Annotated in this window: 13 protein-coding genes and 5 tRNA genes; 17 read left to right on the forward strand and 1 reads right to left on the reverse strand. The window is 59.3% G+C overall.

All coding sequences use genetic code 11. The annotated features are described in order from the left end of the window. Positions 1-38: 38 nt before the first annotated feature. Positions 39-617: a manganese efflux pump MntP gene (locus tag AB5Z14_RS00710; RefSeq protein WP_368129899.1), complete on the reverse strand. Its 579-nt coding sequence runs from the start codon at positions 615-617 to the stop codon at positions 39-41. Positions 618-992: 375 nt separating this feature from the next. Between AB5Z14_RS00710 and disA the strand changes: the two genes are divergently transcribed. The 17 genes from disA (at position 993) to rplA (ending at position 12,031) form a co-directional block, all read left to right on the forward strand. Beyond that, positions 993-2,033 (forward strand): DNA integrity scanning diadenylate cyclase DisA, encoded by a 1,041-nt coding sequence (gene disA / locus AB5Z14_RS00715; protein WP_438265642.1) that lies wholly within the window; start codon positions 993-995, stop codon positions 2,031-2,033. Next, the gene (gene ispD, locus AB5Z14_RS00720; protein WP_368129901.1) at positions 2,033-2,761 is read left to right on the forward strand and encodes a 2-C-methyl-D-erythritol 4-phosphate cytidylyltransferase; all 729 of its coding nucleotides are present in this window, start codon (positions 2,033-2,035) and stop codon (positions 2,759-2,761) included. The genes disA and ispD overlap by 1 nt, the downstream gene beginning before the upstream one ends. Beyond that, entirely contained in the window at positions 2,751-3,245 is a 495-nt protein-coding gene (gene ispF / locus AB5Z14_RS00725) for a 2-C-methyl-D-erythritol 2,4-cyclodiphosphate synthase (protein ID WP_368129902.1), read from the forward strand. Before ispD ends, ispF begins: the two co-directional genes overlap by 11 nt. Before the next feature lie 3 nt (positions 3,246-3,248). Continuing rightward, positions 3,249-4,715, forward strand: coding sequence for a cysteine--tRNA ligase (gene cysS, locus AB5Z14_RS00730; RefSeq protein ID WP_368129903.1), 1,467 nt, complete (start codon positions 3,249-3,251; stop codon positions 4,713-4,715). Positions 4,716-4,970: 255 nt separating this feature from the next. Next, positions 4,971-5,885 (forward strand): 23S rRNA (guanosine(2251)-2'-O)-methyltransferase RlmB, encoded by a 915-nt coding sequence (gene rlmB / locus AB5Z14_RS00735; protein WP_368129904.1) that lies wholly within the window; start codon positions 4,971-4,973, stop codon positions 5,883-5,885. A gap of 3 nt (positions 5,886-5,888) precedes the next feature. After that, a complete protein-coding gene (locus AB5Z14_RS00740) occupies positions 5,889-6,566 on the forward strand; it encodes an NYN domain-containing protein (RefSeq protein WP_368129905.1) in 678 nt (225 codons plus the stop codon). A gap of 224 nt (positions 6,567-6,790) precedes the next feature. Continuing rightward, positions 6,791-6,865, forward strand: a tRNA-Thr gene (locus AB5Z14_RS00745). 784 nt (positions 6,866-7,649) lie between these two features. Further along, a tRNA-Tyr gene (locus AB5Z14_RS00750) sits at positions 7,650-7,731 on the forward strand. 10 nt (positions 7,732-7,741) lie between these two features. Beyond that, a tRNA-Thr gene (locus AB5Z14_RS00755) sits at positions 7,742-7,817 on the forward strand. Between the two features lie 3 nt (positions 7,818-7,820). Continuing rightward, positions 7,821-7,897: transfer RNA gene (locus tag AB5Z14_RS00760), tRNA-Met, on the forward strand. 96 nt (positions 7,898-7,993) lie between these two features. Continuing rightward, on the forward strand, positions 7,994-9,184 hold the full coding sequence (gene tuf / locus AB5Z14_RS00765; protein ID WP_035137538.1) for an elongation factor Tu: 1,191 nt from the start codon (positions 7,994-7,996) through the stop codon (positions 9,182-9,184). Between the two features lie 279 nt (positions 9,185-9,463). Beyond that, positions 9,464-9,613: a 50S ribosomal protein L33 gene (gene rpmG / locus AB5Z14_RS00770; protein WP_022093895.1), complete on the forward strand. Its 150-nt coding sequence runs from the start codon at positions 9,464-9,466 to the stop codon at positions 9,611-9,613. Between the two features lie 13 nt (positions 9,614-9,626). Next, a tRNA-Trp gene (locus tag AB5Z14_RS00775) sits at positions 9,627-9,702 on the forward strand. A gap of 76 nt (positions 9,703-9,778) precedes the next feature. Beyond that, the gene (gene secE, locus AB5Z14_RS00780; RefSeq protein WP_006234983.1) at positions 9,779-10,117 is read left to right on the forward strand and encodes a preprotein translocase subunit SecE; all 339 of its coding nucleotides are present in this window, start codon (positions 9,779-9,781) and stop codon (positions 10,115-10,117) included. A gap of 3 nt (positions 10,118-10,120) precedes the next feature. Beyond that, entirely contained in the window at positions 10,121-10,657 is a 537-nt protein-coding gene (nusG, locus tag AB5Z14_RS00785; RefSeq protein WP_006234984.1) for a transcription termination/antitermination protein NusG, read from the forward strand. A 120-nt stretch (positions 10,658-10,777) separates the two neighbouring features. After that, positions 10,778-11,206 (forward strand): 50S ribosomal protein L11, encoded by a 429-nt coding sequence (rplK, locus tag AB5Z14_RS00790; RefSeq protein ID WP_022093893.1) that lies wholly within the window; start codon positions 10,778-10,780, stop codon positions 11,204-11,206. Positions 11,207-11,323: 117 nt separating this feature from the next. After that, positions 11,324-12,031, forward strand: a complete 708-nt coding sequence (rplA, locus tag AB5Z14_RS00795; protein ID WP_022093892.1) for a 50S ribosomal protein L1 — start codon at positions 11,324-11,326, stop codon at positions 12,029-12,031. Positions 12,032-12,209: the final 178 nt, after the last annotated feature.

Consider the following 12,209-nt stretch of genomic DNA (forward strand, 5'->3'; position numbering starts at 1 on the left):
ATGAGACCTTGCCCGGACGTTTAGTTTTGAAGGGTGTTTTACAGCGCCAAAAACCCCAAGTGTTCCAGCAGAATCTTGAGGCCGATAAGGATGAGCACGACGCCACCCACGATGGTGGCGGGTTTTTCGTAGCGCGCGCCAAAGGTGTGGCCGATCGCTACGCCGGCGACGGAGAAGATAAACGTTGTGACGCCGATAAGCGATACAGCGGGCACGATGTCAACCGAGAGCGCGGCAAATGAGATGCCCACGGCTAGGGCGTCGATTGAGGTGGCAATGGCGAGGATCAGGTACTCGCCCAGGTCAATCTTTTCGGCATCCTTGCCGTCGCCTTCATCCTCGTCCTCGGTAAAGGCCTCCCACAGCATTTTGCCGCCGATAAAGGCCAAAAGGATAAAGGCGATCCAGTGGTCGATGGGGCCGATGATGCCCATAAACTGGCTGCCAAGCGCCCATCCGATTACGGGCATGCCGGCCTGAAAGCCGCCAAAGAACAGGCCGAGCACTACGGCGACCTTAAGGTTGATCTTTTTCATGCCGAGACCCTTGCAGATGGAAACGGCAAAGGCGTCCATCGAAAGGCCAACGGCGAGCAGCACGAGCTCGGCGAGTCCCATAGTCTGGCTCCCTCTCTGCGGGCGAACCCGCGTGTACTTCTGGCGGGGGAGCAACAAAAAAGACCCGTGGCGTACGCGTTGCGCGCACAGCCACGAGTCTCGTTCATTAAGGCAAGCCAGGCCGCATCGGCCAGTGTGTTGACTTACCGCGCCGCCGGAGGCGAATCCGGTCACGCGACTACTCCCTCATTCATGTGAATCCCGATGCTACCACATAAGCAGCCCATTTGGGTTGGGCCCTCAGCGGTGTTCGCTCATTCTGTAAGCATCGTATTTCGCAAGCGCCGTGGGGACAAACCGTGAGAAACTATTTAGCGTTTATGGAGCGTATACGATGGGAGCGATGCCTTGGATAAGAACGAGCTGCAAAAGCGTATGGAACAGGCCATCCGCCTGACGGCACCTGGTCAGCCGATCCGCACCGCCCTCGACATGATCATCGCCGGTCACCTGGGCGCCCTTATCTGCGTCGGCGACACCGAAAACGTGCTCGCTGCCGGTAACGACGGCTTCCCGCTCAACATTTCGTTCACCTCGAACCGTCTGTTCGAGCTCTCCAAGATGGACGGTGCCATCGTCATCGACGGCGACCTCACCCAGATCCTGCGCGCCAATTTCCACCTCAATCCCGATCCCTCGCTTGCCACGAGCGAGACGGGCATGCGTCACCGCACCGCCGCTCGCATGTCGGTGCTCACCGATGCCATCGTGATCTCGGTCTCGGCCCGTCGTGCCGTCGTTAACGTGTACGTTCACGGCAAGAGCTACGAGATCCAGCCCGTCACCACCATCATGAGCTCGGTCAACCAGCTCGTCGCCACGCTCCAGACCACCCGTCAGTCGCTCGACCGCTCCCTGCTGCGCCTGACGGCCCTCGAGCTCGACGACTACGTTACGCTCGCCGACATTACCGGTATTTTCTCGAGCTTCGAGATCATGCAGCAGGCAAAGACCGAGCTTAAGGATTGCATCGTCAAGCTGGGCAACCAGGGCAAGCTCGTGCAGATGCAGCTCGAGCAGCTCGCCGGTTCCAGCATGGATACCGAATACGACCTGATGATCCGCGACTACGCGAGCGATTCCTCCGAGGCTAATGCCGAGAAGATTCGTGCAGAGCTCGCTCGCATGACGCCTAAGGACCTGTCCGACCCGCAGCACGTGGCGGCAGTTCTGGGTTACGACGACCTGGACGAGGACTCCGTCATGACGCCGCTGGGCCTGCGCACGCTTTCGCGCGTGTCCGTCGTGCGCGACGGCGTGGCCGAGAAGATCGTCGACGAGTACGGCTCGCTGCAGGAGCTCATGGACGACATTAACGAGGATCCGGAGCGCCTGGGCGACTTTGGCGTCAACAACCCTGCCATTCTTGCGGACTCGCTGTACCGCATGAAGGGCACCAAACAGGGGAACGCATAATGGCGCCCGTATGCGCCGTGGTCGTTGCCGGTGGCAGCGGCCAGCGCTTTGGAAATCCCGGCGGCAAGCAGCTCGTTAACGTGGCGGGCCGTCCGCTCATGAGCTGGTCCATCCGCGCGTTCGATCGTAGCGATAAGGTCGGCCACATCGTCGTGGTTTGTCCTGCCGAGCGCCGTGCCGAGATGCGCCGCCTGGCCATCGACCCGTTTGACTATGACACGCCCATCAGCTTTGCCGATGCCGGCGATACCCGTCAGGATTCCACTCGTGCCGGCGTGCATGCGGTTCCGGCGGGCTTTGAATACGTTGCCATCCACGATGGCGCTCGTCCGCTCATTACGACCGAGGCCATCGGCCACGCTATCGACGTGCTCATGGGCGACCGCTCGCTCGACGGTGTCGTGTGCGGTCAGCCCGCGATCGACACGCTCAAGATCGTCGACGGCGATAATATCGTCGAGACGCCGCCGCGCGAGCTCTATTGGGCCGCGCAGACGCCGCAGATCTTTAGCGTCGACGCCATGAAGCGTGCTCACGCCGCTGCTATCGCCGAGGGTTTTATCGGTACCGACGATTCATCGCTGGTCGAGCGCATGGGCGGGCGCGTCCGCTGTGTCCAGAGCCCGCGCGATAACCTTAAGGTGACGGTGCCCGAGGACCTGCGTCCCGTAACCGCGATTCTGCTCGGTCGCATGGCCGAGGGAGAGGACCTTCCCCATGTTCAGTAACCTGCGCATTGGCCACGGCTACGACGTCCACCGTTTGGTGGAGGGGCGTCGATGTATCATCGGCGGGGTCGACATTCCCTACGAGCGCGGCCTGCTGGGCCACTCGGATGCCGATGTGCTCGTGCACGCCTTGGCCGACGCCATTCTGGGCGCCTGCCGCGGGGGAGACATCGGCAAGCTATTCCCCGACACCGATCCTGCCTACGAGGGTGCTGATTCGATGGTGCTGCTCGCTCGCGTGATGGACTATGCGCGCGAGCTGGGCTTTGAGTTTGTCGATGCCGATTGCACCATTGCCTGTCAGCAACCCAAGATCACCCCGCACCGCGATGCCATGCGCGCCAACCTTGCCCATGCCCTGGGCGTTGACGTCGAAAATGTAGGCGTCGCCGCCACTACGACCGAAAAGCTCGGTTGGGAAGGCCAGGGCGAGGGAATCGGCGCCTGGGCCGTCTGCCTGCTACAGAAAACCGTTAAGGAGTAACGAATGCGTATCTACAACAGCGCTACCCATAAAAAGGAAGAGTTCCAGCCCATCGAGTCCGGCAAGGTCCGCATGTACGTGTGCGGCCCCACGGTCTACGACAACATCCACATCGGCAATGCCCGCACGTTCATCAGCTTTGACGTGATTCGTCGCTGGCTCATCGCGAGCGGCTACGAGGTCACGTTCGCCCAGAACCTCACCGATGTCGATGACAAGATCATCAAGCGCGCCAACGAGCAGGGCCGTACGGCTGCCGAGGTCGCGACGGAGTTCTCCGACAAGTTCATCGGCGTCATGCGCGCCGCCAACGTGCTCGATCCCGATGTGCGCCCCCGCGCCACCAAGGAGATCGGCCCCATGATCGCCATGATCAAGACGCTTATCGAGCAGGGCCACGCTTACGCAGCCGATAACGGCGATGTGTACTTTGCCGTGCGCAGCGATCCCAACTATGGTCAGGTCTCGGGCCGCAACATCGACGACCTTATGGTTGGTGCGCGCATCGAGGAGAACGAGGACAAGAACGACCCGCTCGACTTTGCCCTGTGGAAGGCCGCCAAGCCCGGCGAGCCCAGCTGGCCGAGCCCCTGGGGCGAGGGCCGTCCCGGTTGGCACACCGAGTGCGCCGCCATGGTGCATCGCTACCTGGGCACTCCGATCGACATCCACGGCGGCGGCTCCGACCTTGCCTTCCCGCATCACGAGAACGAGTGCGCCCAGGCCACCTGCGCCTGGCACCAGGGCTTCTCCAACACCTGGATGCACACGGGCATGCTGCTGGTAGACGGCGAGAAGATGTCCAAGTCGCTCGGCAACTTCTTTACGCTGGCCGAGGTCCTCGAGCAGCACTCCGCTGCCGCCCTGCGCCTGCTGATGCTGCAGACGAGCTATCGCTCGCCGCTCGACTTTTCTTGGGAGCGCCTGGAGGGTGCCGAGAACTCGCTCACGCGTATCGCCGGTACGGTCGAGAACCTGCGCTGGGCCGCGAACCATGCGACGGCCGATGCCGATGTGGCTGCCGCCGAGGCATTTGCCGCCAAGGCCGCTGAGACTCGTGCTGCCTTTAAGGAGTGCATGGACGACGACTTTAACACCGCTGGTGCCATGGGTGCCGTCTTTGGCTTTGTGACCGAGTGCAACCAGTACTTGGAGCAGGCGGGCGATGCTGCCGACAAGGCCGCCGCGCTTGCTGCCGCCGATACGCTGGTCGAGCTGCTCGACACGTTTGGCGTTGAGCTCCCCGTGCCCAAGGTCGAGCTGCCGCTGGGTCTGCTAGGCGTTGCCGCCGGCCTGGTCGCCTACACGGGCGACGACGTGGACGAGGCTGCTGCCAAGATTCTCGAGGCCCGCGCCGAAGCCCGCGCCGCCAAGAACTGGGATCTGGCCGACGCCATCCGCGACCAGCTCAAGGACCTGGGGCTGACGATCGAGGATACTGCCGCGGGCACTCGTATCAAATCTCTCTAATCCCCGCGGGTTTCCCAAGCACCCGACCTTGCCGTTCAAACCGTCGCTCGCGTACTCAAGTACGCGTCGCTCCTCTTTCACGGTAATCTCGGGCACTTGGAAAACCCGTACCGACCGCCCGAGCCACGGCACCTTGCCTTTCAATCGTCGGGCATGACCTCAAGGTCTATGCCCTCCTCTTTCAAGGCAATCTGCCGCACCTCGGGCGGTCGGTCTATTTGTTTCGTTTGATAGTTGTATTTAGGAGGTCGCTTTATGGCCGACAATCGCAAGCGTGCGCCTCGTGGCGGCAAGCAGGCTGCTTCTGGCTCGCGTTCGATTCGCCGCAATGACCGCGCTGCCGCTCCCAAGGGCCAGCACGATCGCACCCAGGCCGCGCGTCCGCAGCGCGATCGCAACCGCGATGCTGTCCAGGCTCCCAAGGGCGAGTTTATCGAAGGCCGCCGTGCTGCCGCCGAGGCGCTGCGTACCGGCTTTCCCGTCAAGTGCGCGCTCATCGCTGAGGGCGGGGAGCGCGATGCCGCCTTGTCGCACCTGGTCGACGACCTCAACGCCGCAGGTGTCCGCATTAAGTATGTGCAGCGCGCGCAGCTCGACGCGCTGTCGAGCCATGGCGCTCACCAGGGCATTGCGCTCGAGGTTGGTAACTTCCCCTATGCTGATATCGCCGATATTCTCGACCGCGCGGGTGACGGACCGGCACTCGTCGTCGTGCTCGACCATGTGACCGACGATGGCAACTTTGGTGCGATCGTGCGCTCCGCCGAAGTCGTGGGCGCGGCGGGTGTCATCATTGCCAACAAGCGCGCCGCCGGTGTGACTGTCGGCAGCTACAAGACTTCTGCCGGCGCCGTCATGCATCTGCCCATCGCGCAGGTTCCCAATATCGCCCGTGCGCTCGATGACCTCAAGGCCGCTGGCTTTTGGGTGGGCGGTGCCTCCGAGCACGCCGAGGGCAGTTGCTGGGATGCTCCCTTCGAGGGCCGCGTGGCGCTTGTCATGGGTTCCGAGGGCGACGGCATCTCGCGCCTGGTGCTCGAGAAATGCGACTTTTTGACCAAGCTTCCCCAGCGCGGCATGACCGAGAGCCTCAATGTTGCCCAGGCGACCACGGCGCTGTGCTTTGAGTGGCTGCGTCGCAACGCCGGCGAGCTCATGGGGGAGGAGTAGCACATGTCCAAGAAGAACCGCGCCAAGTCCAAGGCCAAGCGCTTTGGCGAAGGCTCGGCCAAGCCGATTGTTTCGGCCGCGACCTATGGCGTGGGCGGCAATGCGTTTGCGCAGGCCATCGCCGATCCGGTCTCGACGGTGCACTCCAATAAGCCCGAGCTGCTGGTGGTCGACGGTTACAACGTGATTCACTGCACGCCGCGCTACGAAAAGCTCATCTACGACCATTCCGACGATCCATATTCCAGCGACGTCCACGATATGGCGCGCACCGCGCTCATCAACGACGTCGCCGCCTTTGCCCAGGGCCGCTACGAGGCCGTGATCGTGTTCGACGGCGCGGGAAACATCTCCAGCGAGCGCCCTAATCTGCCTGCCCGCGGCGTGCGCATCGAGTTCTCGCCGACGGGCGTATCGGCCGATACCGTGGTGCAGAAGCTCTGCATCGAGGCGCGCGAGGAAGGCCGCGCGTGCTCCGTGGTGTCGAGCGACGGCACGATCCAGGCCGTCGTCATGGGCAAGGGTGTTACGCGCATCTCGAGCCGCATGTTGGTGGACGAGATCAAACAGATCGATAACGACGTGCACGAGGCAGAGGAAGCTCCGCAGATCAAGATGACTCTGGGCAGTCGCCTGAGCCCCGATGCCCTGGCCAAGCTCAAGGCCCTGCGCGGGAGGTAGGTAGACCTTCAATGGGGGCTACTTTCTCGATTGACCAACCAACTGGTTTGTAATCAGTGGGTTGCAGGTCGGCCTCGTCAAAACGAATAGTTTTTGGTTCTGGCGAACAGATAAAACTATTCGTTCTGACGAAGGGTTTTGAGATGTGATCGGTCAAAGGGCCTGTTGCGCCCCGTCCGCAATTCCATTATTCTTAACAGGCTTCGCGCGAAAGCGCCGAGTGTGCCAGTGTGGCGCAACGGTAGCGCAACTGATTTGTAATCAGTGGGTTGCAGGTTCGATTCCTGTCACTGGCTCCATGAGAGTTTCGGGCTCTGTTCCTTGTGGGACAGGGCCCGTTTCTATTTATGTTGATAAGTCAGTAGGTTTGGTGCTAACCAAGCTTCAGGTTTGTCTCAATCTGTAACACGAAGAGGCTGAAAACCCTCCTTATAGTTACAGATTGAGACAATGCCAAGGGATGGCCGATAGCATCTCGATCTGTAACACGAAGAAGCTGAAAACCGTTCATACTGTTACAGAATGAGACGTAAGCTGGGGTCTCTGCGTAATATCTCGATTTGTAACAGATAGGGGAGAAAATATTCTCTAGATGTTACAGATTGAGATAAAGGCCGGACCGGTCCCAGTCATCCTGGCTGAGCGAGGATTTCCGGACAAACGAGGGTGGAAAATCTCCCGCCTAGTTAATGAGCGTGGATAATCTGCCACTTTGGACTCGATGGCACGCCAAAAGTGGGAGATTATCCACGCTCGATTTTGCCTGGGAAGAGCAATCTTCTGTCTGGGAAGCCCGATCTCAACCTATATATAGGTGCAAATGAGTCGTTATCGAAGTAATATTCTGCAGGCTCACTCCACTACGCAAAAGTGTTCCCTCGGGAAATGTCACCGCTATATGCAAATTCACCTTCCTTCATATCCAAACTCAGCAAAACCGCAGGTCAAAGGTATATAGATACGCCCGGCACCGTGTATCTAGAGGTTTTCGTTGACAGCCCCCAAGGTGGCATCGTATTATCTTCTTCGTTCGCGGGGGCGGCGGTCCAAAAGACCAAAGGACCTGCGGATACTTGAACGATTGGGAGTTTGCCCGAGTGGTTAATGGGGACGGGCTGTAAACCCGTTGGCTCTGCCTACATAGGTTCGAATCCTATAGCTCCCACCCGTCAAGTGCCTGTATAGCTCAGTCGGTAGAGCACTTCGTTGGTAACGAAGAGGTCACCAGTTCAAGTCTGGTTGCAGGCTCCATCCGGCGGTGTAGCTCAGTTGGTTAGAGCACACGGTTCATACCCGTGGCGTCACTGGTTCGAATCCAGTCACCGCTACCATAGGTAACACGGTGGCTTCTCAATAGTATGTTGAGAGGCCACTATGGTATAAAGGCAAAGTCCCGTCCGGGGACGACCTGTTAAGAGGAGGGCTTTATGGCCAAAGAGAAGTTTGAGCGCACTAAGCCGCATGTTAACATCGGCACCATTGGTCACGTCGACCACGGCAAGACCACGCTGACCGCTGCCATCACCAAGGTTCTCTCCGAGACCGAGGGCTGCAAGGCTGACTTCACTGCGTTCGAGAACATCGACAAGGCTCCCGAGGAGCGCGAGCGCGGCATTACGATCTCCGTCTCCCACGTCGAGTACGAGACTGCTGCCCGTCACTACGCTCACGTTGACTGCCCGGGCCACGCTGACTACGTCAAGAACATGATCTCCGGTGCTGCTCAGATGGACGGCGCTATCCTGGTCATCGCCGCTACCGACGGCCCCATGGCTCAGACCCGCGAGCACATCCTGCTCGCCCGTCAGGTCGGCGTTCCCTACATCGTCGTCTTCCTGAACAAGTGCGACATGGTCGACGATGACGAGCTCATCGACCTCGTCGAGATGGAGACCCGTGAGCTCCTCTCCGAGTACGATTTCCCCGGCGACGACATCCCCGTCATCCGTGGTTCCGCTCTGGGCGCTCTCGAGGGCGACGCCAAGTGGATGGACGCCATCCGCGAGCTCATGAAGGCTGTCGACGAGTACATCCCGACGCCTGCTCGTAACAACGACCTCCCCTTCCTGATGGCCGTTGAGGACGTTATGACCATCTCCGGCCGTGGTACCGTTGCTACCGGCCGTGTCGAGCGCGGTGAGCTCAAACTCAACGAGCCCGTCGAGATCGTCGGCATCAAGGATACCCAGAACACCGTCGTTACCGGTATCGAGATGTTCCGTAAGTCCATGGACTTCTGCGAGGCTGGCGACAACGTCGGTCTGCTGCTCCGCGGCATCAAGCGCGAGGACATCGAGCGCGGCCAGGTTCTCTGCAAGCCCGGTTCGGTTACCCCGCACACCAAGTTCACCGGCGAGATCTACGTTCTGACCAAGGAGGAGGGCGGCCGTCACACCCCGTTCTTCGATGGTTATCGTCCTCAGTTCTACTTCCGTACCACCGACGTTACCGGTACGGTCAAGCTCCCCGAGGGCACCGAGATGGCTATGCCTGGTGACCACATCACCATCGAGGGCGACCTCATCCACCCGATTGCCATGGAGGAGGGGCTGCGCTTCGCTATCCGCGAGGGCGGCCACACCGTCGGTTCGGGCATCGTCTCCACGATCATTGAGTAAATTAGCTCTTTGATATAGCTGACTTAGAGAACCCGGCACTTATATTGGTGCCGGGTTCTTTTCTGCAATGGATATTGAGCCGTTGCTGGTGTCGAGAGGATCGATAATGGTCCTGGGTGCACCGTCGATTAGATCTCGTTGGCTCCATTGATGTGTTCCAAATATGAATGGGTTCACCGAGAACCAATTGATTCGAGGTTTTCGTTGACAGCACTTACGTAGAGCTGATAAAGTATCAACTCGTGCCCGTACGGGGCGGAAATGAAAGGTTCAGGATACATGCGTACTCTAGTTACTCTTGCGTGCACTGAGTGCAAGCGCCGCAACTATACGACCACCAAGAACAAGTCGACCATGCCTGATCGTATGGAGATCAAGAAGTATTGCCCCTGGTGCCGTCACCACACGCTGCACAAAGAGACTCGCTAGTCTCTAGTCACATACGCCAGTAGTTCAATTGGTAGAGCATCGGTCTCCAAAACCGAGTGTTGAGGGTTCGAGTCCTTCCTGGCGTGCCAGTCATTATTCCGTAAGCTCCCAATTGGGGGCTTACGGTTTACTCATGTATAAGCGCATTGCGCGGAGGTAACCCAAATGGCCAACAAGAAGAACAAGAAGAAGGCTCAGCAGCAGGCGCCTGCCAACAACGCTGCCGCCAACTCCAAGGTTGAGGCCAAGAAGGCCGTTGCCAAGAAGAACGAGAAGGCTGCGAAGTCCAAGAAGAACGAGAAGCCTGGTTTCTTCGCCCGCACCAAGAAGTATTTCGCTTCGGTCAAGTCCGAGATGAAGCGTGTCACGTGGCCCGATAAGAAGGAGCTCGTGAACTACTCGGTCGTCGTTTGCGCTTCTCTGATCGTCGTCGGCGTCGTCATCGCTCTGCTCGATGCTGGCTTTGGCGAGGCTCTTGCTCTGTTCTCTGGATTGAGGGGCTAAACCATGTCTAAGCGTTGGTACGTCGTTCACACTTACTCTGGATACGAGAACCGCGTTAAGTCCGATCTCGAGCATCGCATCGAGACTATGGGCATGCAGGACCGTATCTTTGATATCGAGATTCCTATGGAGCGTGTCACCGAGATTAAAGAGGGTGGCAAGCGTGAGACCAAGGATTCCAAGATCTTCCCGGGTTATGTCCTGGTCCGCATGGAGATGGATGACGATGCTTGGACGTGTGTTCGTAACACGCCTGGCGTCACCGGTTTCCTGGGCGGCAACGGCAAGCCCGCTCCGCTTTCCCGCGACGAGTACAACAAGATGACTCGTCGTCCCGGTAAGGGCGATTCGCCCAAGCGCACCTCGGTTGATATTCAGGTCGGCACGTCCGTCCGTGTCACCGATGGTCCGCTTACCGACTTTGATGGCAAGGTCTCCGAGGTTAACACCGAGGCTGGCAAGCTTAAGGTCACGCTGATGATCTTTGGCCGCGAGACGCCGGTCGAGCTCGACTTTAACCAGGTCGCTGTCATCGCTTAAGTTTTCGTCCGTTCGCGCGAGCGTGCTTCTTCTGTGACTGCTCATCTCAGGAGTGCTTCTAACACGTGCGTGCTTACGATATAGCAAGTACTTCACACTCGTGATTCGAAAGGAATGACCATGGCTGAGAAGAAGGTTGCCAACGTCATTAAGCTCCAGATTCCTGCTGGTGCCGCTAACCCCGCTCCTCCCGTCGGCCCCGCCCTGGGCGCTGCTGGCGTGAACATCATGCAGTTCTGCCAGGCCTTTAACGCCGAGACGCAGGACAAGAAGGGCGACATCATCCCCGTTGAGATCTCTGTCTACGAGGATAAGTCCTTCTCCTTCATCACCAAGACCCCGCCGGCGGCTCACCTCATCAAGAAGGAGCTGAACCTCAAGTCTGGTTCCGCTAAGCCCCAGGCCGACAAGGTTGGTCAGCTCTCCCAGGAGCAGCTCACCAAGATCGCCGAGATCAAGATGCCGGACCTCAATGCCAACGACATTGACGCCGCCAAGAAGATCATCGCCGGTACCGCCCGTTCCATGGGCGTCACCATCGCTGAGTAACGATTTCTTTAGGTAATGACGGGTGCTCCGACCGGAGCGCCCGTTATATGTGTGCAATAGGGCACACGATACGATGTGGGAGGGCATAAGCCCGTTTAACCACAGGAGGTAATGCACATGGCTAAGCATGGTAAGAGCTATAACGCCGCTGCCGAGAAGATCGACCGCGCCACGCTCTACACCCCCCTTCAGGCTGCCAAGCTCATCAAGGAGCTCGACACCGCCAAGTTCGACGAGACCGTCGAGGCCCACTTCCGTCTGGGCATCGATACTCGTAAGGCTGACCAGAACATCCGAGGTTCCATCTCTCTGCCCCACGGCACCGGCAAGACCGTTCGTGTTGCCGTCTTCGCCGAGGGCGAGAAGGCTCGCGAGGCCGAGGCTGCCGGCGCCGACATCATCGGTTCCGACGAGCTCGTCGCCCAGATCCAGAAGGGCGAGATCAACTTCGACGCCGCTATCGCTACGCCGAACATGATGGCCAAGGTTGGCCGCATCGGTAAGATCCTTGGTCCCCGTGGCCTCATGCCGAACCCCAAGCTCGGCACCGTGACCATGGACGTCGCCAAGATGGTCTCCGAGCTCAAGGCCGGCCGCGTTGAGTATCGCGCCGATCGCTACGGCATCTGCCACGTGCCCCTGGGCAAGAAGTCCTTCTCTGAGCAGCAGCTCGTCGAGAACTACGCTGCCCTGTACACCGAGATTCTGCGCGTCAAGCCCTCTTCCGCTAAGGGCAAGTACGTCAAGTCCATCTCCGTGTCTTCCACCATGGGCCCTGGCGTCAAGGTCGATCCCGCTGTCCAGCGCGACTTCCTGGCTGAGTAACTTTTAGTTACTGCCTGAGCAAAGCAAGCATTGCTAAAGAAACCCGGTTCTGCCTCGTGCAGGACCGGGTTTCTTGCTATCTCGGGCCAAAACCACCACAAAGGGAACAGGCACCTTTGTGGTGGTTTTGGCACTTTGGCGTCAATGTTATGGCATCGCAGCGAGCCGGTTCCAAGTG

This window comes from Collinsella aerofaciens (genome assembly GCF_040910265.1).
GTDB lineage: Bacteria > Actinomycetota > Coriobacteriia > Coriobacteriales > Coriobacteriaceae > Collinsella > Collinsella aerofaciens_BK.

Bases quoted from the DNA above. Each gene is read 5' to 3' on its own strand.
- AB5Z14_RS00710 (WP_368129899.1), bottom strand. From the start codon at position 617: ATGGGACTCGCCGAGCTCGTGCTGCTCGCCGTTGGCCTTTCGATGGAC.
- disA (WP_438265642.1), top strand. From the start codon at position 993: ATGGAACAGGCCATCCGCCTGACGGCACCTGGTCAGCCGATCCGCACC.
- ispD (WP_368129901.1), top strand. From the start codon at position 2,033: ATGGCGCCCGTATGCGCCGTGGTCGTTGCCGGTGGCAGCGGCCAGCGC.
- ispF (WP_368129902.1), top strand. From the start codon at position 2,751: ATGTTCAGTAACCTGCGCATTGGCCACGGCTACGACGTCCACCGTTTG.
- cysS (WP_368129903.1), top strand. From the start codon at position 3,249: ATGCGTATCTACAACAGCGCTACCCATAAAAAGGAAGAGTTCCAGCCC.
- rlmB (WP_368129904.1), top strand. From the start codon at position 4,971: ATGGCCGACAATCGCAAGCGTGCGCCTCGTGGCGGCAAGCAGGCTGCT.
- AB5Z14_RS00740 (WP_368129905.1), top strand. From the start codon at position 5,889: ATGTCCAAGAAGAACCGCGCCAAGTCCAAGGCCAAGCGCTTTGGCGAA.
- tuf (WP_035137538.1), top strand. From the start codon at position 7,994: ATGGCCAAAGAGAAGTTTGAGCGCACTAAGCCGCATGTTAACATCGGC.
- rpmG (WP_022093895.1), top strand. From the start codon at position 9,464: ATGCGTACTCTAGTTACTCTTGCGTGCACTGAGTGCAAGCGCCGCAAC.
- secE (WP_006234983.1), top strand. From the start codon at position 9,779: ATGGCCAACAAGAAGAACAAGAAGAAGGCTCAGCAGCAGGCGCCTGCC.
- nusG (WP_006234984.1), top strand. From the start codon at position 10,121: ATGTCTAAGCGTTGGTACGTCGTTCACACTTACTCTGGATACGAGAAC.
- rplK (WP_022093893.1), top strand. From the start codon at position 10,778: ATGGCTGAGAAGAAGGTTGCCAACGTCATTAAGCTCCAGATTCCTGCT.
- rplA (WP_022093892.1), top strand. From the start codon at position 11,324: ATGGCTAAGCATGGTAAGAGCTATAACGCCGCTGCCGAGAAGATCGAC.